Below are 24,405 nucleotides of genomic sequence, written 5' to 3' on the forward strand. Positions count from 1 at the left end.
TGTCCCCTCCACATTCTTTTTCTTCCTTCAAACTTAAAATGTCAGTCCTCCTCCATCAACTGATAGCGTTGTTCCAGTTATGAAGGATGCTTCATCAGATGCCAAGAATAACACCGCATTGGCGACTTCCTCGGGTGTACCAATTCTTCCAAGGGCATTGGCTCGTGAAATAATCGGCCATTTCCGTTCGTTCTGTTTCCAATTATCAATAATTTTAGTATCAATCACTCCAGGTGCAATGGCATTTACACGGATATTATATTTCCCATATTCAAGTGCAGCATTTTGTGTCAGAACCACTACACCAGCCTTAGAGGCATTGTAAGCGGAAACAAATTTCTGCCCTTTTAAGCCTAATAGACTTGAGGTGTTAATAATGGAACCTCCGCCTGACTTGATTAATGCAGGCACTGCATATTTAATGCCTAGAAATACACCTTTTAAGTTAATGTCAACGACTCGATCCCATTCCTCCACAGATAAATCCACACTTCTTACTTCCGAATTCCCGACCCCCGCATTATTGAACATGATGTGTAAACCACCATACGTACTAGTGGCAGCTTTAACTAATTGCATGATCTGCACCGGGTCAGCTACGTCAGTTTTTAAAAAAATGGCTGACCCATCTAGCTGATGTATGTAGTTGACCGTCTCTTCCCCATTTGGCGAATCGATATCTGCTACAACGACGTTTGCACCTTCCTTTGCAAAACGAAGGGCTGCTGCCCGGCCGATCCCACTGCCGCCGCCTGTCACAATAGCTGTTCTACCGTTTAATTTCATCTAAACCAGCCCTCTCACCACTCGTTCCTTCTACTTCCGAACAATACTAACCAGTTAGTATGTTATATGTACCATTATACCTCCAAAACTTAATTATTCAATTTCTTTTCTAAATATTCTAATAATTTTTTAGCGGTTTGGTGGAAAAAACAAAGGAATGAAAGAAGCCCGTTTAAGGTCTCCTTTTCTCTCAGTACCGTTTGAAAGATCTTTTCTGTTTATTCATGACCTCATACGATTTTTCAATGATATCTGTTAAAACATCTCCTTTGTAAATCCGGCCCAACTTTAGCCCCTGTTGATAGTATTCAACAATTTCATCCAATTTGGCAGAGGTTTCTTTTGAGATTCTTACATTCAATTGAATTCTTTCGCTATCATTCATGTCTTAACTCTCCTGTTTTCAACGCTAGCCTTGTGCTAGCATTTTTCTATTCATTTGTTATACCCTGCTACTATACTATAAATTTCAACTTTTTTCATTAAAAAATAGGACTGTCATCGTGACGGCCCTATTTAATGATTCAGCTCAAAGTGAACCTGCACCAGTGATTATGCAGCTCAACAAACTCACGATGAAGTGACAATTTACGCTTTGCGACATTTGCTTCTCCCTATTGTTCTTCATGTTTCCGTTCAGGAATTATAATGGTGGCTACTGTTCTTCTTCTTCTTCCTTTTTCCGGCTTATTTTGTGTCACTCTTGTATAAATCTCTGATAGTTCCTTAATAAATTGAGCAAACTCCGTGTCATTCAAAAATAGAGAAGTCTGTCTAAATGATACCCCATCACGGGCTAAATCAATTTTATCCTCGTTTAAATATCGCTCATATTCCCCCATGATGTTAGCCATGAACTTAAAAAATAAATCCATATGCTCATCCTTAGTAAAACTGTTTAATTTCTCTACCGATATGGTGGCATTAGCAGGGTCTTGAAGGGAATATACCTTTTCAATTGTTCCTCGATTTGGTATCTCTTCAATTATATGAATAACCCCTGCCTCAACTAGTTTTTTTAAATGGCGATACAAGGAGGCTTGTGGAGTATCAGGGAGTAATTCTTTCAATTGTTGTGCGGTCATTTGTTGGTTTATTAAGGACTGAATAATTCTCATTCGAACGGGATGCAAAATTACATCAACGGTTGATTCTTTTACCATTATAATGGTTCCTTTCCTTTATTATCATTATTAATAATGATAATAAATTATTTTTAAATATTTGTAAAGTAAGAGTTAAAAATAAGAATAAATATTTTGTGTTCAACTTCTCTTCACATTTCTACATGAAAAGGGAAATTTCTACTTATATTATAATGAGGAGGCGTGCAATTAATGATATTATCATGTATTTTAGGCATTATCTTAACATCACAACCGATAACCTCTCCCGATCATTTAGTTATAACCAAAAACGGGATCCATGTGACAACCATTAAACAGGAGGATTTCTCCTATCCCTATACAGATTTGCCGATCATTGATGGTAAGAAGTATAGCCAATTCCTAGATAACTTGGACAAGCAATTCTCGATAAAGCCTGAAAATGCATCGATTGATTTAAATGGTGAGATAGTCCCTGAAAAGATTGGATCTCAAATTCACCGTCAAGCGTTTACGGAACAACTGTATGCTTATTTGTTTTCCCGCCGCTCAGGAAAATTAGAAATTCCGATGTTAGCTGTTTACCCGAAAGTGGACAGTGAATTACTCGCAGATTTACGTAGTATGCGAATTGGCCGATATGTAACGTCCTTTAATCCAGGAAACAAAACTAGGACCAATAATATCGATTTAGCGACAAAGGCGATCAATAATTATGTGATCTTTCCGGGGGAAACTTTTTCTTTTAACAAGGTGGTTGGAAAGAGAACAGCTTCAAAAGGTTATTTAAAGGCCCCTGTGATTGTGAGAGGAGAATTTTCAGAAGATATAGGCGGAGGTATTTGTCAGGTATCCTCCACTCTTTTTAACGCTGTAGATAGTGCAGGACTTAAAATTGTCCAAAGGTTTTCCCATTCGAGAAAGGTTCCGTACATCCCACCTGGACGCGATGCGACGGTTAGTTGGTATGGACCTGATTTTGTCTTTAAAAATACGTACAAAGAGCCCATCCTGATTCGAGCTAAAACACTAGGGCATTTATTAATTATTAATCTCTACTCTTCAGATATGATTGAGTACCAGCCAAAGAAAATTCCACATACTCCATATTAAAAAAAGTCCGCTGAACCAACAGCGGACTTTTTGGCGAAATTTAACGTTTATTTGTTAAGGCACTTTCCATTAACTCATCAGAAAACTCTGAGAGAGCTGCATTGTCCATTACATTTAAGCTAGGCAAGTTCGTTTTTTCTGAAAAGTTTTTCATTACATTTTGAAAAGGAAGTGCAAAATCTCGACGCTTCCCTTTTGTTATCCCAAACACCGCAGCGCTTAATCCTAGTCCGACAAGTGATGCCCATAATGGCATTCTGCTTTTTGGTTTTGGAGTAAACAATTTGAAAAGTGGTTGTCTTGTCATTTTTTTCATATTAAGCACTCCTTTGCATGGTATAGAAGTTAAAAATTCTCCCCTCTATTTGCTTAATTTGTACGATACGATCAAAATTATGTGAAGCAAAACATGCGTAAGTTGCTGATATTTAACAATTGAGTTCTTATAATTATTTTTAGAATGATAGTGATGAACCACCAAACCATTTTTTACATACAATGGCTAAAAAGAAAATGGGTGGTGTCTATGGGAAATTTAACTTATTTTGATTTTCTAGCAAAATTTGGTGTTGGGGGTGCCCATCCAGGTGGAATCCTTCTTACACAAGACATTCTTTCAAAGGAAAAGATAAATGATCAATCCGTTATATTAGATGCTGGCTGCGGCACTGGGCAAACAGCTGCTTACTTATATCAGCACTACAAAGCAAATGTGATTGGTTTGGAAATCAATCCGATAATGGTGGAAAAAGCAAAAAGCCGCTTTGACAAGCTGCAGTTTCCCATTTCTTTGATACATGGCTCCATTGAGGAAATTCCGTTTGCTGATCAAACATTTGATTTTATCATCTCAGAGTCCGTTTTAGCTTTTGTGAATAAACCAAAAGCTCTTAATGAATTTTATCGAGTATTAAAAAAAGGCGGTCGTTTATTAGCTAACGAAATGACCATTAACCGCCCCGTGAATAAGCAGGAAGCCGCCGAAATTATGAATTTCTACGCGGTTGACACTTTATTGCTCGAGGATGACTGGATGCGCCTCTTACAAGCTGCGGGGTTCCGTCAAATTGAAATTCAAACCCAAATCCCACCCCTAAGTCACGGAAATCAAACACCTGAATTTAATTTCTCCACGAACTTTGAACCTGAACTTTTTCACATCTTGAATGAACATGGGAATATCGTTATTAAATACCAAGATACTCTCAGCTATCGGGTTATAACTGTAACTAAATAAAATGACCGCCTACTTTTTAGTAAAAAAGTAGGTCTTTTTATCACTATAATCTTTTCATGTATCTTTTCATGTGGATTATGAATATTATTGTCCTTTCAAAGAAAAATAATAAGGTGAAAGGATGGGATAACTACATGGATAAAACTTTGGGGTATTTAAAAGAGATACTATCCAATTACACGGACGATCACACTGAAGGACGATTTATATATAAGAAACTAATTGAAGGCGCTTACAAATCTGAAGGTTCTTTTGTCAATGATTTAACCCAAAAAGAAATTCACTTTTTAAACCACATGTTACCTAAAGAAATAAACCATGCAAAAGAGGTACAGGATGAGAAAAGAGCCTTTCAGTTAAATGAGGTTTATGAGTTATTGTGATAAATTTGAAAAAGATGGCAGACCAGTCTGTCATCTTTTTCGGAAATATTTCATTTTTTGCTAAAACTATTTCCTAGGTAAGCGCATAGAACGACAAAACATTCATAAAATCATCGTCTCCTCTCCCTATTTATGACAATAAAACCAGAAAAGCTACAAATACCTCCATCGCCATCACTCATTTTTTCCATTTCTCTATTAATGGATGTCTCTCTTCTTAAACCTGCCTCCACGTACTTCCGCAATATCCGCCACAGCTAAAAAGGCACTGTCATCATTCTCTGTGACAATTTCTTTTAATTTTGCTTCTTCTAGTCGGTTTATCACACAAAAAATCACTTTCTTATGGTCACCAGAATAGGCTCCTTCCCCATTCAAGTAAGTGACACCACGACCTAAACGATTCATGATGGCATCTCCTATTTGACTGGCATTGTCACTTATAATCCAAACTGACTTTGATTCATCTAGTCCTGTAATGGTAATATCAATCGTTTTGTACGCAACGAAATAGGCGATTAACGAATACATAGCCCGATCCCACGAAAAAACAAATCCGGCGCTCCCTAAGATGAATAAATTAAAAAACATGATAATTTCCCCAACAGAAAACGGAAGTTTATTGTTGAAAAGAATGGCCAGAATTTCAGTTCCATCTAATGAACCTCCATAACGAATGACCAAACCTACGCCAGCACCAAGCAAGATTCCCCCAAAAACGGTCGCAAGCAGTATATCTTGTGTAAAAGCTGGAACTGGATGAAGTATGGTGGTTGTAATAGATAGAATAACAATTCCATAAAGAGTGGATAAAGCGAAGGTCTTTCCGATCTGTTTATAGCCTAAAAAGATAAAGGGAATATTAAATAGAAAGAGGAAAATTCCTAATTTCCAACCTGTCATATAAGACAACATGATGGAAATTCCCGTAATCCCTCCATCAATTACCTTATTGGGGACAAGAAAGATTTCCAGTCCTACACCCATTAGAATTGCCCCAAGCGTAATTAATAGGATTCGTTGGAAGATTTTTTTCTTTGTCAAACCTTTGTGCTCAATCTTAGCCATGATCGCTTCTTGCTGGTCAATTAAACTAAGTTCTTGTGTTCCTGACATTATCTTTCCCCTTTCAATACAGTCTCTTACCAATAGTATAATGAATATTCACTGCTATTTATATTTAAATGCTTACTTTTCTTTAAATAAAGACTGTATGAATCTTGAATGTTGATATCCGCTCCAGGCTATAAAATAAACAATAACTTTTACACATCGTAAACAAAAAGAAACTGCCTTTTTTCAAGGCAGTAATCCATTCAACTTGGGTCAACTTCATCGTAGGAGAGGGTGGTCACACTCGTGTATTCCCCATCGGCTACTTCCTTATCAGTTGCACTTGCATTTAGTTCTTCTTGGTCATCCATCCCAGGGGCTATGTTTGGATCTTTTTTCTTATTCATACTATTCAACTCCCTTACAGGGATTATTTTCCCAGAATTTTTACTATTTATACTAAAAATCTTTCTGGAGTTTTATAAAAATAAAAAGAAGCTACTCCATTAGGAAGTAACTACTTTTATGGTTAACAGCTTAGGAGACCCAACCATGACACCAGCCAATGATTTTTAAATAATTATTTCCATTTAGTTTTTTAAGCTAGAGGAAAAATTTAAAAACTCAGCCGATGGGTGTTTGTTCCGTTGAAGGAATTAATTCACATGCGTTTAATGGAATTTAAATTCCTAAAAGAAACAAATTATTTTCGGTTTTGATACTGCTTAAGACTCTTTTATTCCCATTTGGATTCAGCTTCTTGGCAATACATCTTTCGGTTTGGTTTCAGTTATGAATACCTTGTTAAGAAATTTTCCTTATCTAGGTACTAACCTATAAATCCTTAACTTTTTCCTTTGATAGTGATCTAATAAAATCATATAAATCAACTATAAAAGGAGTTTATTTTGGATTTAAGCCCCCCTAACAATCCTTGTATCGCTCCACCCTTCCAAATGATTTAATCGGAATAACCTTACTGCTACTCGTTCACATAACGGAACGAACACGTATGGTTGAGCCTCCTAAGTTGTTAATATCTTTTACACTTATAGTATACCATTTAATTAACCGAATAGACAGAAAACTCGTGACGAAGATGTGAATTTTTGGGAATCCCACTACAGATTAGTACCAAAGTAATAAGGGAACCTTATTTAAATATAGCTACCCTACTTAAAAAGGAAAGGATCGTACAGATGATAGAATCCCTAAAAAAATACGCAAAACCTTTTCATACTATTGATGACCTTGATCCGCTAATCGAAGCGATAGGTGATGCTAAATACGTTCTGCTTGGAGAATCATCACATGGTACATCGGAGTTTTATTCGATTCGGGCTGAAATAACAAAACGATTAATCCAAGAGAAAGGTTTTTCCTTTATGGCAGTGGAAGGTGATTGGCCAGCCTGCCAATCAATTAACCGATATATTAAAGGCCTTTCCTCCTCTAAACAGGAGGCCCGGGAAGTACTAGAGGATTTTAATCGATGGCCCACATGGATGTGGGCCAATCAAGAAATAATTGAATTAATCGAGTGGTTAAAGGAGTTTAATCTAAAAACGAACCGAACAGAAAAAGTTGGTTTCTACGGCCTGGATGTATACAGTCTATGGGAGAGCCTAGATGAGATTGTAGGTTATTTAGAAAAAATTAATTCGCCTGAACTTGAGATAGCAAAGAAGGCCTTTGCTTGTTTTGAGCCTCATAACCGAAACAACGAATCCTATGCAGTGTCAGCGGGATATTTATCAGAAGACTGTTTAAAAGAAGCCCTTGACCTCCTTTCTACCATTCAAAAAAATAAATGGAAGTTTGAAGATGACCAAGAAGGCAGTCTCAATATGGAAGTAAATGCGCTTGTGACTGCGCATGCAGAAGAATACTACCGAACAATGGTGAAAAGTGATGATGAATCCTGGAATATTCGTGATCGGCACATGGTGGATGCTTTACAATCCATTGTTAAATTTTATGGCAACGATGCAAAGGTCATTATATGGGAACATAATACCCATGTTGGGGATGCACGAGCCACTGATATGAAGGATGAAGGAATGGTAAACGTTGGACAACTTGTCCGCGAACAATATGGAGAAGATGAGGTGTTTATCGTCGGATTTGGGACCTATACAGGCTCCGTCATTGCTTCAACCGAATGGGGAGTAAACTTGGAGGTAATGAAAGTTCCGCCTGCCCAGACCGGCAGCTGGGAATATTTCATGCATCAGTCTGGAGCGATGAATAAGTTTCTTATTTTTAACGAACAAAACCGCAAAGAATTTTCAGCAACAATTGGTCATAGAGCTATTGGTGTAGTGTATCATCCAGAATACGAACAATTTGGAAATTATGTACCTTCAAACATGGGCCAACGGTATGATGGATTTATTTTTGTAGATCGAACAAATGCTTTACACCCTTTAGTTTTAGAACGAGTTTTTGTTTAGTACTCTGTTTCTATATAAATGTTCAATATCCAATAGATGAAATTAACAAGGTTGACCGTAAAAAAACCAATCTCTATAAGGATTGGTTTTTCTTACTGATTACTTTGAACCGGGTGCTGGATGGTCGACACCTTTTACATGATGACTATGACCATTGTCTTCGGAAGTATAGAAATCATAATAATGTACATGCATTCCATTCCCTACAGGTATAGCAGGACCGGAGTATGCACGGTAGTGATGTGTGTGTCCATCCTCAAAAACAACATATCCTTCCGTATAATGAATATGTCCTCCATCTTGAGTTGGAATTGCCGGTGATGTGACATCCAAACATTGATGGACATGCCCTGAGCTTACCCCTGTGTAGTCGACCGAACCATGATTATGATGCGGAACAAAGCCTTGGACAAAGTCATCCTTACCTATATTTCTAATCGCAATCACCCCATAAAGTAATGTTGATGTTACAACTATATGCGGCTAAGTAGAAAAAAAGTCAAAATGAGCATTCAAAATTTTGTGCACCAATTGTTATATTTGAACGAAAGAGTAGAATGGAAAAATCCTTATCAACCATGATTGATAAGGATTTGCAATTAAACACTGACATTATGAATTTTTTGTTTTACCATTTTATTTGCGAAACAGCTGTGAAGCACCATACCAATCATTACTAATGCCATGCCGCCCCAAGATAAGAAAGAAGGCATCACCGAGTTTAAGAGCAGCAATTCTCCCATTACAGCAAACAAAACTTCCATCGATTGGGTCGCCTCAACAGCGGCGAGTTTTTGCATGTCTCCTCTTACTAAATCAGTGGCTTGAAAGAAAAGGACTGTAGCAATAACTCCGGAGGAAATAGCAACAAGCCCAGATTGAGCAGTCTGCCCAAGACTCGGAGGACCCGCGTCGATGAATCCATAGATCGATAATACAATCCAAAACGGCAGGCTTGCTAGTGTCATGCCTAATACTCGTTGGAATACATCCAAGCGGCCTCCACACACCTCCATCATTTTGCGGTTCCCTAATGGATAGGCAAAAGAGGCAACAATAACTGGTAAAACCCCTAAGGATAACCCCATTATTGATAAGTGGTTCGATTGTTCCAATTGCATAAGAATAATTCCTAGTAAAATAATCAGAGACATTCCTAAACCCTTAAAGGGAATTTTCCCTCTTAATTGTACCGGCCCTTTCTCTGTCACAACAGTTTCATGAAAAAGTGGGGCAAGCATGGAACCAGAGATAATGGTGATTTGCCAAGTTGCAGCAATTAACCATCCGGGAGCATAAGCCGCTGAAAAGCAAATTGGTGCATAGAACAAGCCAAAACCAACTGTACTCCATAAAAACCAACTACCAGGCTGCTTTTTCATTTCAAGGAACAACGGTTTAAGATTCTTTCTCAAGACTACAATTAGTACTAGAAAAGGAACCATGAAAAAATACCTTAATGCTGCACTCCAGATCCAACTTCCTCCGGCAAGATCCATCGATCTATTAAGGATAAAAGTAATCGCAAAAAAGAAAGCGGCAAATATTCCTAAGATAATGGGTCGCATTCTTCACTTTCCTTTCATATTCATGGGAAATCAACATAGATTTGCCCCAATATTTGATTTGTATCAGTATATCAGATTTCTGAATTTTATGTTAACATATCATATGAAAAAACGTGCATAGGATTTCCTGTCCGGCATATAATGTTCTGTCATTTAAAAATAGAGCTGCCGCTTGAAACTTTATTTACCCCTAGTTCGTACATAACTTAGTTAAAAAATTATAAAGTGAGGTTGAAAAGATGTTTGGAAAAGTTGCTTCCGATATTTTAGGATTGAGCGATGTAGGATCTGTCATTAAACCGGAAAATTATGATAAGGTGGATGCAGACGATTATGTCATGCATGAAGACAATGAGAAAATTTACTTTTTAATCAAATCTAAATCAGATGAATATTGTTTTACTAATAACGCGCTAATCCACCTTGACGGCACCAGTGCTACGAGTAAAAAACGGATGCTGCACCGATATAGTTATGCCACCCATCGAATTTCGGATGTGATGCTTGAAACAGCAGGAACGGTAGACCTCGATGTTGAGATTAAATTCAAAATAGGCTCTGTCCCTTTCTCGATTGATGTACACAAGAAACACATTGAGGAGATTAAAGACTTATATAAAGCATTAATCAAAATTTCTGAGATTTCCCATGAAAATGAAATCAGCCTACAGTTTGCAAAACAAAGCCTTGACGTTGCTTCCACAACACTAGGCCGCGTCACAAGTCCAGACAGCAATTTAGTCGTTCAGTTCAAGATGCTTAATCAAGCAGCATTTCAATGGCTTGAGGACAGTAAAAAACAGTATTGCGTGAAGGATTTTGGATTCGTATTTGAAAAATATATTAATAACTAAGAAAATCCCCTCAAGAGTATCAGACTTTGAACTGCACCAAAATTGTTAGTACACAAAACTAACAATTTTGGTGCAGTTTTTTTTATGGCTATATTTAAATTCGAGTAAAAGAATATTACTCTGGAATGTTGTCATATAGGAATGTTGCTAAAAGGCTATGTACTGTTCAATTATTGGCATTGCCCTTGTCCAAAGTTCACTCGTCTTCGGACACCATCTTGCCTTTTTAGCTTTCCCTTGTCCGAAGTTTACTCGTCTTCGGACACCACCTACCTTTTTAGCTTATCCCTTGTCCAAAGTTTACTCGTCTTCGGACACCACCTCATCTTTTTGGTATTGCCTTGTCCGAATTTCCCTAGGGAATCGGGAGCCGTGTTTATCGAAACGTACTTCAACCTTTAACAACTCTTACAGTGCAGAATCTTCTGTACTAGGTAAGACTACCCGTCGCACAGAAAAAGACGTATGCAAATACATACGTCATTTCTTGAGTCTATTAATAAGAAAGCACCGAAAACGGAACCCTTTATTATGTTTAGTGCAACCCTTTTTATTACCCTTCTTAGCTTCAGCGTCGAAGGGGCTTTACCCCTTCTTAGGATGGATGTTGTCGATGAAACAGCCCCATTACTTCAATGGTTTCGGTGATATTGACGAAAGCACATGGGTCCACTTCAACAATTAAATTCTTCACTTCATTTAATTCATAACGAGTAATAACGGTTATTAATATGTTTCGTTTGTCATTCGAGTATGCACCAATTCCATCCATAATGGTAAGACCTCGATATAGGTTGGTTAGTAAATGTTCCCTCAACTCTTGGCCCTTATCAGTAATAATCATCAACGTTAATTTGGCATGGTCCGTATAAATAGTATCGACTACTTTTCCGGTTAAATAAATTGATACTAAGGTATTAAGTGCTGCGTCCCAATTAAATAGAAACCCACTTATCACAATGACAACAGCATTCATACCTGAAAGTAATACTCCTATTGGAAAATCCTTTTTTCGCGACACGATCATCCCAATAATGTCAAACCCGCCAGTGGAGCCCGAAGAACGAAAGACAATTCCTACTCCAAGCCCTGTTAAGATTCCTCCAAAAATAGATGAAAGAATGGAATCCTTCGCAATTGGAAGAACAGGAACTAGGTAAAGGCCTACAGAAATGATAACCACGGAAATGATCGTATTCATGATGAATTTTTTCCCAAGCATCTTATAACCAATAATGATGAGTGGTAAATTCAATAAAAAGTTTGCCAAACCGGTATTTAATGGGGTAATCATCCCTAATATCATAGATATTCCACTTAATCCACTGCTTAAAACAGCGTGTGGAATTAAAAAAAGGTTAAATGCCACCACTACAATGAGGGAACCGGCAATTACTCCAATAATCTGCATGGCAAATCCTCCTGCTTCCCAATTTTTTCTTTTTTTTAAATGATACTGATTCTCTAAATCAAAGTAAACTTAATAGTTTTTTTCCAATAGAAAAAATAATCTGTTTATTTCGATATCATTGATTTTCAAATAACTCATTGACAGTTTAAAGATATTAATGATACTTTAGTAGTATATTAATTGAATAGTTAAATCCTCATCAAAACCGGTGAGGTAGAGGTCGCGGTTTTTATTAGTAAAACGGATGAGATGTAGAGACATCCATGACTCCGTTTGAAAGGAAAAGCTGCCGAAGTGTGCTATGTTCTCTAAAAAAGCATGCTGGGTCTGTTTTCGAATAGGAACAGAACTGTCACGTTTGAACCTACCAAGCAAACGTGTTGAGCTATCTTTCGGAAGGTATGATGCGGGGTATACACAATGCCATCGATTCTACTTCGATGGCATTTTTTATTCCAAAACTCCTTCTCGAACTAGTGATTGCAGGCTGACCTTTCAGGTACCTGCGTAACGTTATCAGTACTATATAAAAGAAAAGGAGTTTTATTATGCAAGGACAAACAGCAAGACCATTAGAAAAAAATAATACAGGAAGACATACATCTAAAAATGATTCAAACGAATTAAAACGAAGTCTAAAATCTCGCCATTTGACGATGATTTCTCTTGGAGGGACAATTGGAACCGGCTTATTCCTAGCCAGCGGCGGGGCAATTCACTCTGCTGGACCCGGTGGAGCCATTCTTTCCTATCTTGTCATTGGAATTATGGTTTACTTCCTTATGCAAAGCTTAGCGGAAATGGGCGCCTACATGCCCGTAGCAGGAAGCTTTAGCACATATGCTACAAAATTTGTTGACCCATCCCTTGGCTTTGCCCTTGGTTGGAACTACTGGTATAACTGGGCAATCACCATTGCAGCTGAATTAGCCGCAGTCACCATGATTATGAAATTCTGGTTCCCCCATACTCCTTCATTTGTCTGGAGTGCCATTTTCTTAGTCATTATGTTCCTATTAAACTATCTTTCTGTAAAAGGATTTGGCGAAGCTGAGTATTGGTTCTCTCTAATTAAAGTAGTTACGGTTATCATTTTTATCATCACAGGCACTTTGATGATTTTCGGTATTATGGGCGATCATGCAATTGGCTTTAAGAACTTTTCAGTTGGAGATGCTCCATTCCACGGCGGTTTCATGGCTATGCTTGGGATCTTTATGGCAGCAGGTTTCTCGTTCCAAGGGACTGAGCTATTAGGTGTTGCTGCGGGTGAAACCGACGATCCTAGTAAATCAATACCACGTGCTGTTAAATCTGTATTTTGGCGGATTCTCTTATTTTACGTTTTAGCTATTTTGGTTATAGGTCTTCTTATTCCGTATACAAATGGAAACTTGGCTAGTGGTGAAGTATCTGTCAGCCCATTCACGCTTGTTTTCCAAAAAGCAGGTATTGCATTCGCCGCTTCTGTTATGAATGCGGTAATCTTAACAGCTGTTTTGTCAGCAGGTAACTCTGGAATGTATGCATCAACACGGATGTTATGGGATTTAGCAAGACAAGGTAAAGCGCCTAAGTTCTTAGGTAAACTCAATAAAAATGGCGTTCCGGTTAATGCTTTAATCGTGACAACGTTAGTAGGAACACTTGCATTTTTGGCCTCTTTCTTTGGAGATGGTACCGTTTATGTATGGCTATTAAACGCATCTGGTATGTCTGGGTTTATCGCTTGGCTAGGGATTGCCATCTGTCATTACCGTTTTCGCAGAGCATTTGTTGCTCAAAGAAAAGATCTAAACCTGTTGCCTTATAAATCAAGATTCTTTCCGTTCGGACCGATTTTTGCCTTTGCGGTTTGTGCTTTTGTTGTTCTAGGACAAAACTACTCTGCTTTTATGGGCGACCATATTGATTGGAAAAGTGTATTAGTATCCTATATCGGCTTGCCATTATTCTTTATCTTATGGCTTGGTTATAAATTCACGAAAAAGACTAAGGTTATTCCTTTAGAAAAATGTGATCTAAACGTATAATTTTTCAAACCAAAAAAAACAGACTCTGCATGGAGTCTGTTTTTTTGGTTGCTGCTTTATAAATCATGACGTTCTATTACTTGTCTGATTCCCAGATATACAAATCTTCAATTTGACAATTTAATTCTTTTGAAATGGTCATAGCAGAATTTAAAGTCATTACCTTTTTAGACATGTAGGTATCTAGCTGGCTCCTTGGAATGTTTGTATTGCTTTCTAAATTATCTAGAGTCATACCGCTTTTTGATAATAACTCCTTGAGGTTACTTCTTTTTGCTTTATAATTGGTCAAAAATGACACCTCGCTTTTGTAAAGCATACCATAGTTACATTATAATGGAAAGGAGAACTGCTTCGGTTATTCTTATTGTTATTTCCATATCCTATATGTAACAAGGCATAAGTGGCATTTTTGTGATATACTTAGAGGGAAGATTAGAGGGGTGTTGAAATGAAAAGTTCGAATAACCGTTTCAATAATGGTCAAACTGTAAATATAATAGAAACCGGTGAGGTTGTCACCATTTCTAAATGGCAATATGTGAAAAATATGAAAAGATATTCGTACATCGTTAAAGAACATCCTAGTACATTTTATTTTGAAGAAGAACTACAAGAGGATTCATAAACCGAAGATGATAAAAAAAGAAGATCCATTTCACATGAAATGAATCTTCTTTTTAATATCATTAAAATTCAGCATTACCTGTCGTTCTAGGGAATGGAATAACGTCCCTAATATTAGCCATACCCGTTAAGTACATGATTAATCTTTCAAAACCTAGGCCATAGCCTGAGTGTTTTGTTCCGCCATATTTCCTTAATTCTAGGTACCACCAATAGTCTTCCTCACTCATCCCAAGCTCTTTGATTTTTTCAGCTAGGATATCCTCGCGTTCTTCACGCTGACTTCCACCGATTAATTCGCCGATACCAGGTACAAGTAAATCTGTTGCAGCAACGGTTTTGCTATCTTCATTTAAACGCATATAGAATGCTTTGATCTCTTTTGGATAATCTGTAACAAACACTGGGCGTTTAAAGACTTTTTCACACAGATAGCGTTCATGTTCCGTTTGCAGATCAAGGCCCCATTCCACCGGATAAGCAAAGGTTTCACCTGAATTCTTCAATAACTCAATTGCTTCTGTATACGTTACCCGTCCAAAGTTTGCTGTATGAGCTAGATTCAAACGATCTAACAATCCTTTTTCTACAAAGCTGTTAAAAAAGTTCATTTCTTCTGGAGCTTGTTCCAATACATAACCAATGACATACTTCACCATTTCTTCGGCTAAATCCATGATATCCGGTAACTCGGCAAAAGCAAGCTCAGGTTCAATCATCCAAAACTCAGCCGCATGTCTTGCCGTATTTGAATTTTCCGCTCTAAAGGTTGGACCAAATGTATACACATTTCTAAAGGCCAATGCAAACGCCTCAGCAGAAAGCTGACCACTCACGGTAAGATTGGTTTCTTTATTAAAGAAATCCTTTGTCACATCAGTTTTGCCATCTTCAGTTTTTGGAAGATTATCCATATCCAAAGTGGTGACACGGAACATTTCTCCGGCACCCTCCGTATCACTGCCAGTGATAATTGGTGAATGAACATACACAAATCCTTTATCCTGGAAAAATTTATGAATCGCATAAGATGCTAACGATCTTACCCGGAAAACAGCATTAAACGTATTTGTTCTTGGACGTAAATGCGCGATGGTTCTTAAATATTCAAAGGAATGCCTTTTCTTCTGCAGCGGATAATCTACATTAGATGTCCCTTCAATAGAAATTTCCGTTGCTTTAATTTCAAATGGCTGCTTTGCTTGAGGTGTATAAACAAAGTCACCCTCTACTCGAATCGAAGAGCTAATGGGAAGCTTGGTAATCTCCTTAAAGTTATCTAATTGCTCGTCAAAAACAATTTGAACACCTTTAAAAAAGCTTCCATCATTTAATTCAATGAACCCAAAGGTTTTGGAATCCCGTATTGTCCGGATCCATCCAGATAATTGAACCTTCTGTTCAACATAACTTTCCGTATTTCTGTACAAATCCTTAATTAAGACCTGTTTCATTCTTCTTCCTCCTAAATCCTATGTAAAAGGTTATGCTAATAGCCAGAATCATTGTTTTACCCGATATAATAATAAAAACCTTTCATCCTAAGGGAAGAAAGGTAGAATTCTGACTATCACCTTTTTCTTTATCCCTTCAATATTATACAAAATACCACGTCCCATAAGCAATATTCAACAAATTATTCGGGGGATAAGGAATAAATTGTCGTTTTTTTAGCTATTCTCGCCTGCCTAATACCCTTTGGTAAATATAATTTTATTTTTCAGAAATATCTATCCGTGAATTAGCAGGAATCCTTTAGAATATAGTCGAATTAATTAGGAAAAGGAATACTTGATTGGAGGTCAGTTTGTGGACAAGGTTACCTGTATTGCCTATCTGCTTTACAAATCTTCTAAGAATCAAGACAATAGAGAAAAAGCTATCCAATTATTAAATGGCGATGTTTCGATCCATGATTTAAAAAGGAATCAATCCGTACAACCACTAATCGTTGTGGCAGAATCCATGATTAGAAAAAACAAAGTCGATAAAATAGAAGTACAACTATTTGTTGACGAATTTATGGTAGTCGAGGTGTAACTTTTTATTGGCAGAATGAATTTTATATTTGTTTTTGATAACATAATATTCCACTTCCATTTTCAGCCTTAGATGTTATATAATAAACAAATCCTAAAGATTCCCAAAAGCGCTGCGCTTTTGTGTTTTCTTGCAATATGCCAATTCTAATGTTGTCTAATCCCCGATTTCGCATCTCATTCTCGTAATTTTCATATGCCTGTTTACCGAAGCCAAATCCTTGATAATCTTTATGAATTATTAACAATCCCAGCCATGGAAAAGAATCTTTCAGATTTACCAGCATATAATCAATAACCCCAATATATGTATCATCAAGTTTAATAAATTTACTGGTTGTATTTGGGTTCAGAAATTCTTTTTCCATATCCGTAAGTGACCTAGTTTTTTTCCTATTTTCCATCTCATTATATTGTGGATTTGAATTTATAATCTCAAGAGCAATATATAAAGTTTCTTTGTTTATTTCTTCGAATTTTATAGACATCCCGAACACTCCCTTAGAATTTTGACGTAATACATGAATTCAATCCCACAGAATGACCCTATTGAACTAGGAAGCTTATCATAACGATCTCACACAATTTTAACAAAACTAATAAGAAAAAGGTGATTTTAAATGGTCCAAGTAGAAGTAAAAATTACTCTTGAAGGAAAAAGCTACTTAACAAATGTTATCGCACAGCGAGAAACATCCGAAGATGAAATAGTACGTCTTGCTACTGAACAAATTCAAAAGCAATGGAAAAAATAATACCTTAAAAAGCGGCAGGAGTATCCAATACCAATCGGACCCTTGCCGCTTTTTAATTTATTTAAATAACATCGTAAACATCCTTAGGTACACAAGCCATGAGAGGACTATTTTCACCGGTAGCAAACATATGGAGGGCATGCATAGCACGTGTGCAGGCCGTATAAAATAATTTCCGCTCACTTTCTTTTTGATAGCGGGAACAATCATAAAGAATGACAGCGTCAAATTCTATTCCTTTAGCTAAGTAAGATGGAATCACATTAATTCCTCTTTCATAAGAAATGGTCCCCTTTTCAATTAAATGGATCGGAACTTCTTCTTTAAGTTCCTCAAACAATGCTTTACTTTCTGCCTCCGTCCGACAGATTACGGCAATTGTTTGATATCCTGCTGACTTATATTGTTTAATTTTCCCAAGAACTTTTCCATTTAACTGTGCCTCGTCCACATGGCTCACTGTTGGTTTTTCCCCTCTACGATTAAATGGTTCGATTTTTTCCCCATCTGAAATAAGTGCACTGGAAAACTCCACAATTTCCCTGGTTGAACGATAGGTTTTGGTAAGGACAAAAGTTTCAACCTCTTTTTCGCTGTTATCCAAATCAGTCAAAACTGTTTGCGAACCTGTTGCCCCTGAGAAGATGGCCTGGTTAAAGTCTCCGAGCAAAGTCATTTTGCTGTAAGGAAACAGGCGCTGGATAAAGGCAAACTGGAACGGTGTATAATCCTGTGCCTCATCAATAAAAATGTGGCGAATCGCGGTGTTTGATTTCCGGCCCTCAAGTAAATCCTGCAGGTAAACAAGAGGCGTAGCATCTTCATAGGGAACCGCTTTATGCTGGATGTGATCAATTGTTTGTTGACACATCTCTGGCCAATGGTTTAGAAAGCCCTTTTTGGATGGTTCCATTTCCTTAAACAATTGAAGGTATATTTGTGTTAGATCAATAAATTTAAAGTTTTTCACCCTTGCAAATAACGGTTTAAATCTTTCTTTTACAACCATTTCAGCAAGCAGCCGTTGTTCCCGCTCAAAATCGTCAAAGGTATTATCCGAAAAGCGGTTCTTCTCTTGAAGCTTCTTAAATGCTTCCATATAATCCTCTTTTTCAAGGAATTGAACCTCTTCCTCTACCCAGCTTTGAGAACGTTCCCGTTTCACAGCGCGCTTTAATTCTTTTAACAACCAATCCTTTACCAGCTGCATTCGGTTTGGAATGGAATAACTGCTCTCCAACCCATAAAAATATTCGCTAATTTCTTTTTTAGAAATAATCTTATCACCTCTAAAGGATAAGTCCTTAAAGATTAAGCCCTGGTTTGATAACTTAGATACGTACTGGTCAATTAACGTTTTAAATTCAAGACTGGCCTTAAAACGAATAGCTTCCAATCTTGTCTGATATTCCTTTTCCAAATTTCCGCTAAGAAGAAACTCCATTTGTGAAAATGAATCCTCAACATCATAGGTTTTTCCCAATCTTTGCGTTAAATATTCTTGAAATGTAGATTGCTGCATATTTTCTTCGCCAAGTTCAGGCAGTACTGTCGAAACATAGCTGTTAAAAAGAGGATTAGGGGAAAAAAGCATAATGTTTTCGGCGTTCAAGGTACCCCGATAACGATAGAGTAAATAGGCAACGCGCTGTAATGCTGCTGAGGTTTTTCCGCTCCCTGCTGCACCCTGAACGATTAAAATTTTACTTCGCTCATTTCGGATGATTTCATTTTGTTCCCGCTGGATGGTGGCAACAATGCTCTTCATTTGCGTACTCGCATTATTCCCAAGTACTTCCTGAAGCATTTCGTCACCAATCGTTACACCTGTATCAAACATCGCCTTTATATCTGATTCCCGGATGATAAATTGACGTTTTAGCGACATTTCTCCTTCTATGGTACCTTCAGGTATTTTATATTGCGCATAGCCTGGAGAATAATCATAATATAAACTCGAAATCGGTGCCCGCCAATCATAAATTAAAAAAGTCTCGTCGTTTTCATCCATTAATGAGGCAATGCCTAAATAGACTTGATCAACATGCCTCTCGCCTTCTTCCAGGAAATCAATCCGGCCAAAATAAGGTGAGTATTTTAATCGGGCCAGTGTTTTAAGATTTTTATCCAAGTGACTATGCGTACGTTCGCGCTCTGAGAGCAGTTCAGCCTGTTGTTTGATACTTGCTGCCGTTTCTATAATGTCATCTGGTTCATCTGTGTTGACCGTAACATCTTCCCAAAAGTTCTTGCGAATCTCGATAACATCAGAGCGTACAGTCCCAGTATTTTTTTGCAGACTCTTTATCTTTTGATCGATGACCTTTACAACCGTACCTACTCTCTCCTGCTCCAGTCGTAAGTCGGTGCTTTCTTTATCGCTCATCTAACCACTTCCCCTTAAAATAGATTTCTATTCCTTGACAATGTACCTATTATATGATAATGTTATAATAGATATTTAAACTCTTTTAACAAATATACATATTATACCACCAGTCATTGTATCATGCCCTCTTTTAATAATCAAGGATTGAATTCACAAAACCCAAACGCCAAATAGGCGTTTTTTTACTTTGCATGAGATTCATTCATCTCGATATCCGCCAAAAATCCACTTTCTATATGTTCCATAAACAAATACCATAACACTTTTTATTAAAATATAATTTATTAATTTTATCTTTGTTTTTAATATCTTCGTCCTAATAAAAATTTGATATAAACAAGCATCGAACAAAACCACCATCAACTTTGCCCAATAACCATTATATTTTTTTAAGGTAAAGTAGCTAAAAAGCGAAAATGTAATGGAATATAAAGGTGTGATTAAAAAATGTTCCGTCCATGCATGATATCTGCCCCAACCAAAACGAATTTTACGAAGGAACGCTAAAAGTAAAAATAAGTTTGTTTCAGTTACCATGATCATCAAAAAGAGGGAGATCTTACGGATGAGCTCATTTTTTTGGGCAAGCATATAATACCAGTAATCGCTTATTACAAAGTAAATGGGGATTAGAATCAAGGTATAAACGGTTCTCCACCAATTATGCTTATATACCCGCAGGCGCAAAAATAATAACTCAATTAAGGAAAAATAAATGCCTCCGAGCAGTTTCTTAGCTAATCCTGATTTAGTCAAAGTGAGGTAAACTGCAGTATACGGAACAAAAATGGACTGCGATAAAAAAGCTCCTAGAAAATTGTCCAACGATTTATTTCTTAAAACATTTGGCATATATTTGTAACCCTTGAACAAGTTTAATACAAAGAACTCCAATAAATAGGAAAATCCCATAATGGAACCCAGAAAAATTATTACTTCCTTTTTATTTTTACTTTTATAAAAGGCTAATCCTATGAGGAATGTATGGATTATAAACAAAATAAAGAAAGGGATACTATTTTTATTTTTCAACCTCATGTAAAAAACCGTCCTTAGACTTTCTTATTTGATTAGTATTCGAAAAAAGTCAGGAATTCATTACAAAATAAATTGACAATATGTTTTTAAAATACGCACTTGAGACAGGCCCTCTCCTCATCGGCGACAAAGTTAATGTTAATCTTAACAAACGAGTTCAAGCAGCAAAGACAGATCATCTTCTTAAACAATTAGCTCTCCTCAAAAAAGGAGGGCTTTTTAAGTCGAATATATTTTCTAAATATTCTATTTACTTATAATTTGGAGGACAAATTATTTTGAAAGTCTAAATAAACTGTTCTCTGAAACTATATTAAAACTATAATAATAGTCATTTGGATAATCCTTTATAAACGCTATCAATTAATACATATTAAGGGTTTTGTCATTAACCATGTAATTAAATATTCCCCAAATTATTATTCTAGTAATTTTGCTAAATTCTCTGTAAAAAAATACTAAAGATGTCGAAAACTACTCCCAAATAACTGGTTTTTCAGGAAATAAGAAGAAATATGAGGAAATAATCCTATTGCTCAACATTTATTTTCAGAATATTATTAAATTTGCAACTACATTTTTTTAGGGAGGTCTATCTTTGAAGAAACTATTTAAAACTGGTCTAACCACTGCAGTCATGGCTGGTACATTGTTCTCAGGATTTCCTGGCAACTATGTAAACAGCAGCAGTCTTACAAGCGGGGAATTGCTACATAAGAGTTCTAGCGCTGTCTCTCAGTCGTATGGTTCACTAGATTTATCTGTAGTAAATGAGGACAAGTTAATCGAGTTGCTAATTAGGGAGGGGATTATCTCCAAAGATGCAACTGAAACAGAGAAACAATCAGCACTTCACAATTACCTAGTACAAAAAGGTAAAGAGGATAATGTAAAAACGAATGACCCAATAGCGGCAAAAGTTAAAGCTGGTGACGCGAAGAAGAAAAAAAAGTTTAAAGAATATAATAATGGGATGATGAAAGGAAACGGTAATAAATACGGGCAAAACGTAAAAGAAGGAAAATCACCTGGAGTGGTTAAACAAGGTAAACTTTTAACGCTTGTAGTAGAGTACTCGGATTTTGCCCATAACCAAATTCAGCCCAGCCAAACAGATAACTATTACAAGGATTATACCATAAATCACTTTGAAGACATGATTTTTGGTGCCAATGGAGTAACTGGTCCAAATGGCCAAAACTTCATTTCTCAAAAGCAATTTTATGAACAGCAATCTGGTGGCACCTACACAATTAATGGTAAGGCATACGGTTGGTTAAAAGTTCCTGGTACTGCTAAATTTTACGGTGCTGATAAAAGCACAGGGCACGATAATGTAACACCGGGTGGTGCTGCCCAATTAGTAAGAGACACTTACACTGCTGCAATTGCAGCAGGTATACCTTTACAAGACTATGATTTAGAAGATCCACATGACTTAGATGGTGACGGTAACTTTTGGGAACCAGATGGATTAGTTGATCACCTGCAAATCATCCATTCTGGTATGGGTCAAGAAGCTGGTGGTGGATCACTTGGTAATAATGCAATTTGGTCGCATCGTTCTGCCGTTTTCTATGATCCTGATGGTCTTGGTAAAGGCTTGCCAGGATTTTATGATTATACAGTAATGCCTGAAGATGGAGCTACCGGGGTATTCGCACACGAATATGGTCACGACTTAGGCCTTCCTGATGAATATGATACAGTCTATTCTGGCGCTGACGAGCCAAATCAATATTGGTCGATTATGTCAAGCGGTTCATGGGCAGGAAAAGTTCCTGGTACAGAACCAACTGGGTTCTCCCCATATGCAAAGCAATATTTTCAAGCTACACTTGGAGGAAAATGGACAGATCCAACAGTTGTCAATTTAGAAGATGTTACTTCAAAAGGAACACAGTTCTTACTTGATCAAGCAAATTCACCACTCGGAAAAAATAACCAGGCGATTCGAGTAAATTTACCACAAAAGAAAAAACACCTATTAGATCCGTTAGATGGCAAATTCTCTTTCTGGGGTGGGACAGGTGATGAGTCTGACAACAATATGGTAACATCGGTTGATTTAACTGGTAAGAGTTCTGCTACATTGGATTTTGATGCTTACTATAAGATTGAAGATGAATGGGACTACGCTTTTGTACAAGTTTCAGAAGATAATGGAGCTACTTGGACGTCACTTTCAAATGCAAACACCACTTCTCGTGTAGCATCAGGTGTTTATCCTACAATCCCTGCTAATCTACCTGGGTTCACAGGAGACTCAAAAGGATTGACAAAACAAACTTTTGATTTATCTGCCTATGCAGGCAAGAAAATTCAATTGAAGTTCCGTTACATTACTGACTGGGGATATAACGATACTGGTTTCTTCGTTGACAATGTAAAGGTTACTGCTGACGGTACAAATGTATTGAATGAAGATGGTGAAGGATCAACTTCTGCTTTCACCCATAACGGCTTCAACAAGTTCGACGGCAATGTATACGCTGATCACTACTATTTACTTGAATGGCGTAATCATCAAGGAGTAGATCAGGGTCTTGCTCATATTAAACGTGGAAGTTCTTTAATGAGCTATGATGGTGGTTTAGTAGTTTGGTATGTTGATAATAGCTACACTGATAACTGGACAGGTACTCACCCTGGGAATGGCTTCCTAGGTGTTGTAGACTCACATCTTGACAAGAATTTAGAATGGATTCTAGCTAATGGAAAAACGGCAAAAGCAAGTACTCGTTTCCAAATTGCCGATGCAGCTTTTGGTTTAGATCCTACTTCTGAATTAAATATTACTTATCCTGGAATTCAGACTTTAAATGTTCCAAGTCAACCAGCTGTATCATTATTCGATGATAGCAAATCGTACTTAAATACATTTGTACCGGATGCTGGACGCGATATTCCACATTACGGTCTAAAAGTTCGTGTAAATGGCGAATCAAAAGATAAATCTGTTGGTTCAATTGTTATCTATAAGTAAATAAATTTCCCACCCTTGTATTTTAAGGGGTGGGATTTTCTGCTATATAAAAAAGGCAGAATAAAAAAATCCGCCTTTAGAAATTATGGACGTATACTGACCCTGGTTCCATTTGGAACCATTCCAGCTAGCTGAAGCACATCCCGATTATACATTCTTACACAACCATGAGAGACGGACTTTCCGATCGAACTCGGATCATTAGTCCCGTGTATCCCATAGCCTTGTTTTGATAAAGAAAGCCATAAAACCCCGAATGGTCCCCCGGGATTATACTGGCGATTGACAATAACAAAATCCCCTACTGGTGTTTGTGTGAGCATCTTGCCGACCGCAATTGGATAAATTTTCACTAACCGGCCATTATTGTATAATGTAAGTCTCTTTTTACCAACAGATACTTGAATTGAATAGGGTATGGTACTTGGCTCCGGCAGACCTGGAATTTGTATTTTTTGTCCCACATGCAAATGTCCGATTCCCGGATTTGCAGCGTAAAGGCGCCTTAGGCTCACTCGATAGTTTGCTGAAATTGTTCCCAGTGTTTCACCTGGCTGTACTGTATGGATCATGC

At 37.2% G+C, this 24,405-nt stretch carries 25 protein-coding genes and 1 riboswitch; of the genes, 10 read left to right on the forward strand and 15 right to left on the reverse strand.

From position 1 onward, the window contains the following. Window positions 1-33 precede the first annotated feature (33 nt). From L1999_RS18905 to L1999_RS18915, 3 genes are all read right to left on the reverse strand, one after another. Entirely contained in the window at window positions 34-786 is a 753-nt protein-coding gene (locus L1999_RS18905; RefSeq protein WP_235739963.1) for an SDR family NAD(P)-dependent oxidoreductase, read from the reverse strand. A gap of 190 nt (window positions 787-976) precedes the next feature. Further along, window positions 977-1,171: a hypothetical protein gene (locus L1999_RS18910; RefSeq protein ID WP_215042685.1), complete on the reverse strand. Its 195-nt coding sequence runs from the start codon at window positions 1,169-1,171 to the stop codon at window positions 977-979. Between the two features lie 229 nt (window positions 1,172-1,400). After that, window positions 1,401-1,949, reverse strand: coding sequence for a helix-turn-helix domain-containing protein (locus tag L1999_RS18915; protein ID WP_235739964.1), 549 nt, complete (start codon window positions 1,947-1,949; stop codon window positions 1,401-1,403). Between the two features lie 174 nt (window positions 1,950-2,123). Between L1999_RS18915 and L1999_RS18920 the strand changes: the two genes are divergently transcribed. Beyond that, window positions 2,124-3,005, forward strand: a complete 882-nt coding sequence (locus tag L1999_RS18920; protein WP_235739965.1) for a VanW family protein — start codon at window positions 2,124-2,126, stop codon at window positions 3,003-3,005. A gap of 40 nt (window positions 3,006-3,045) precedes the next feature. Here L1999_RS18920 and L1999_RS18925 read toward each other — a convergent pair whose 3' ends face one another. After that, window positions 3,046-3,321, reverse strand: a complete 276-nt coding sequence (locus tag L1999_RS18925) for a hypothetical protein (protein ID WP_235739966.1) — start codon at window positions 3,319-3,321, stop codon at window positions 3,046-3,048. 210 nt (window positions 3,322-3,531) lie between these two features. Between L1999_RS18925 and L1999_RS18930 the strand changes: the two genes are divergently transcribed. Together L1999_RS18930 and L1999_RS18935 are read left to right on the forward strand one after the other, a co-directional pair. Further along, window positions 3,532-4,242 (forward strand): class I SAM-dependent methyltransferase, encoded by a 711-nt coding sequence (locus tag L1999_RS18930; RefSeq protein ID WP_235739967.1) that lies wholly within the window; start codon window positions 3,532-3,534, stop codon window positions 4,240-4,242. Between the two features lie 134 nt (window positions 4,243-4,376). Beyond that, the gene (locus L1999_RS18935) at window positions 4,377-4,625 is read left to right on the forward strand and encodes a sigma-G-dependent sporulation-specific acid-soluble spore protein CsgA (protein WP_235739968.1); all 249 of its coding nucleotides are present in this window, start codon (window positions 4,377-4,379) and stop codon (window positions 4,623-4,625) included. 198 nt (window positions 4,626-4,823) lie between these two features. Here the strand turns inward: L1999_RS18935 and L1999_RS18940 are convergent, their stop codons facing one another. Both L1999_RS18940 and L1999_RS18945 read right to left on the reverse strand, forming a co-directional pair. Further along, entirely contained in the window at window positions 4,824-5,693 is an 870-nt protein-coding gene (locus tag L1999_RS18940; protein WP_430540048.1) for a YitT family protein, read from the reverse strand. A gap of 248 nt (window positions 5,694-5,941) precedes the next feature. Beyond that, window positions 5,942-6,085 (reverse strand): hypothetical protein, encoded by a 144-nt coding sequence (locus tag L1999_RS18945; protein WP_235739970.1) that lies wholly within the window; start codon window positions 6,083-6,085, stop codon window positions 5,942-5,944. A 792-nt stretch (window positions 6,086-6,877) separates the two neighbouring features. Here L1999_RS18945 and L1999_RS18950 point away from each other — a divergent pair. Beyond that, window positions 6,878-8,131, forward strand: a complete 1,254-nt coding sequence (locus tag L1999_RS18950; RefSeq protein WP_235739971.1) for an erythromycin esterase family protein — start codon at window positions 6,878-6,880, stop codon at window positions 8,129-8,131. Between the two features lie 99 nt (window positions 8,132-8,230). Here the strand turns inward: L1999_RS18950 and L1999_RS18955 are convergent, their stop codons facing one another. Both L1999_RS18955 and L1999_RS18960 read right to left on the reverse strand, forming a co-directional pair. Next, a complete protein-coding gene (locus L1999_RS18955; protein ID WP_215044325.1) occupies window positions 8,231-8,569 on the reverse strand; it encodes a YmaF family protein in 339 nt (112 codons plus the stop codon). A 161-nt stretch (window positions 8,570-8,730) separates the two neighbouring features. Next, entirely contained in the window at window positions 8,731-9,699 is a 969-nt protein-coding gene (locus tag L1999_RS18960; protein WP_235739972.1) for a DMT family transporter, read from the reverse strand. A 239-nt stretch (window positions 9,700-9,938) separates the two neighbouring features. Between L1999_RS18960 and L1999_RS18965 the strand changes: the two genes are divergently transcribed. Beyond that, window positions 9,939-10,553, forward strand: a complete 615-nt coding sequence (locus L1999_RS18965; RefSeq protein ID WP_235739973.1) for a PH domain-containing protein — start codon at window positions 9,939-9,941, stop codon at window positions 10,551-10,553. 595 nt (window positions 10,554-11,148) lie between these two features. Here the strand turns inward: L1999_RS18965 and L1999_RS18970 are convergent. Then, complete coding sequence (locus L1999_RS18970) at window positions 11,149-11,964, reverse strand: YitT family protein (RefSeq protein WP_235739974.1); 816 nt, start codon at window positions 11,962-11,964, stop codon at window positions 11,149-11,151. A 206-nt stretch (window positions 11,965-12,170) separates the two neighbouring features. Further along, a riboswitch (Lysine riboswitch) is annotated at window positions 12,171-12,360 on the forward strand. Between the two features lie 152 nt (window positions 12,361-12,512). On the opposite strand from L1999_RS18970, the gene L1999_RS18975 reads away from it, so the two are divergent. Continuing rightward, the gene (locus tag L1999_RS18975) at window positions 12,513-13,997 is read left to right on the forward strand and encodes an amino acid permease (RefSeq protein WP_235739975.1); all 1,485 of its coding nucleotides are present in this window, start codon (window positions 12,513-12,515) and stop codon (window positions 13,995-13,997) included. Window positions 13,998-14,073: 76 nt separating this feature from the next. Here L1999_RS18975 and L1999_RS18980 read toward each other — a convergent pair whose 3' ends face one another. Continuing rightward, window positions 14,074-14,289, reverse strand: coding sequence for a helix-turn-helix domain-containing protein (locus L1999_RS18980; protein ID WP_235739976.1), 216 nt, complete (start codon window positions 14,287-14,289; stop codon window positions 14,074-14,076). A 159-nt stretch (window positions 14,290-14,448) separates the two neighbouring features. Here L1999_RS18980 and L1999_RS18985 point away from each other — a divergent pair, with 159 nt between their 5' ends. Further along, the gene (locus L1999_RS18985; protein WP_235739977.1) at window positions 14,449-14,625 is read left to right on the forward strand and encodes a hypothetical protein; all 177 of its coding nucleotides are present in this window, start codon (window positions 14,449-14,451) and stop codon (window positions 14,623-14,625) included. Between the two features lie 61 nt (window positions 14,626-14,686). Here the strand turns inward: L1999_RS18985 and asnS are convergent, their stop codons facing one another. After that, a complete protein-coding gene (gene asnS / locus L1999_RS18990) occupies window positions 14,687-16,078 on the reverse strand; it encodes an asparagine--tRNA ligase (RefSeq protein WP_235739978.1) in 1,392 nt (463 codons plus the stop codon). A 355-nt stretch (window positions 16,079-16,433) separates the two neighbouring features. Here asnS and L1999_RS18995 point away from each other — a divergent pair, with 355 nt between their 5' ends. Next, window positions 16,434-16,664 carry a hypothetical protein gene (locus L1999_RS18995; protein WP_235739979.1) on the forward strand — a complete coding sequence of 77 codons (231 nt, stop codon included), beginning with the start codon at window positions 16,434-16,436 and terminating at the stop codon, window positions 16,662-16,664. Between the two features lie 22 nt (window positions 16,665-16,686). On the opposite strand, the gene L1999_RS19000 is transcribed toward L1999_RS18995, so the two are convergent. Next, on the reverse strand, window positions 16,687-17,151 hold the full coding sequence (locus L1999_RS19000; protein WP_235739980.1) for a GNAT family N-acetyltransferase: 465 nt from the start codon (window positions 17,149-17,151) through the stop codon (window positions 16,687-16,689). 132 nt (window positions 17,152-17,283) lie between these two features. On the opposite strand from L1999_RS19000, the gene L1999_RS19005 reads away from it, so the two are divergent. Then, window positions 17,284-17,418 (forward strand): BA3454 family stress response protein, encoded by a 135-nt coding sequence (locus tag L1999_RS19005; RefSeq protein WP_235739981.1) that lies wholly within the window; start codon window positions 17,284-17,286, stop codon window positions 17,416-17,418. A 61-nt stretch (window positions 17,419-17,479) separates the two neighbouring features. On the opposite strand, the gene helD is transcribed toward L1999_RS19005, so the two are convergent. Both helD and L1999_RS19015 read right to left on the reverse strand, forming a co-directional pair. Beyond that, a complete protein-coding gene (helD, locus tag L1999_RS19010) occupies window positions 17,480-19,804 on the reverse strand; it encodes an RNA polymerase recycling motor HelD (RefSeq protein ID WP_235739982.1) in 2,325 nt (774 codons plus the stop codon). Window positions 19,805-20,005: 201 nt separating this feature from the next. Next, window positions 20,006-20,659, reverse strand: a complete 654-nt coding sequence (locus tag L1999_RS19015) for a hypothetical protein (protein WP_235739983.1) — start codon at window positions 20,657-20,659, stop codon at window positions 20,006-20,008. 784 nt (window positions 20,660-21,443) lie between these two features. Between L1999_RS19015 and L1999_RS19020 the strand changes: the two genes are divergently transcribed. Then, on the forward strand, window positions 21,444-23,831 hold the full coding sequence (locus L1999_RS19020) for an immune inhibitor A domain-containing protein (protein WP_235739984.1): 2,388 nt from the start codon (window positions 21,444-21,446) through the stop codon (window positions 23,829-23,831). 83 nt (window positions 23,832-23,914) lie between these two features. Here the strand turns inward: L1999_RS19020 and L1999_RS19025 are convergent, their stop codons facing one another. Then, a complete protein-coding gene (locus tag L1999_RS19025) occupies window positions 23,915-24,403 on the reverse strand; it encodes a L,D-transpeptidase family protein (RefSeq protein WP_235739985.1) in 489 nt (162 codons plus the stop codon). Window positions 24,404-24,405: the final 2 nt, after the last annotated feature.

Origin of the sequence: Neobacillus drentensis (assembly GCF_021560175.1) — a bacterium.
Lineage (GTDB): Bacteria > Bacillota > Bacilli > Bacillales > Cytobacillaceae > Neobacillus > Neobacillus drentensis_A.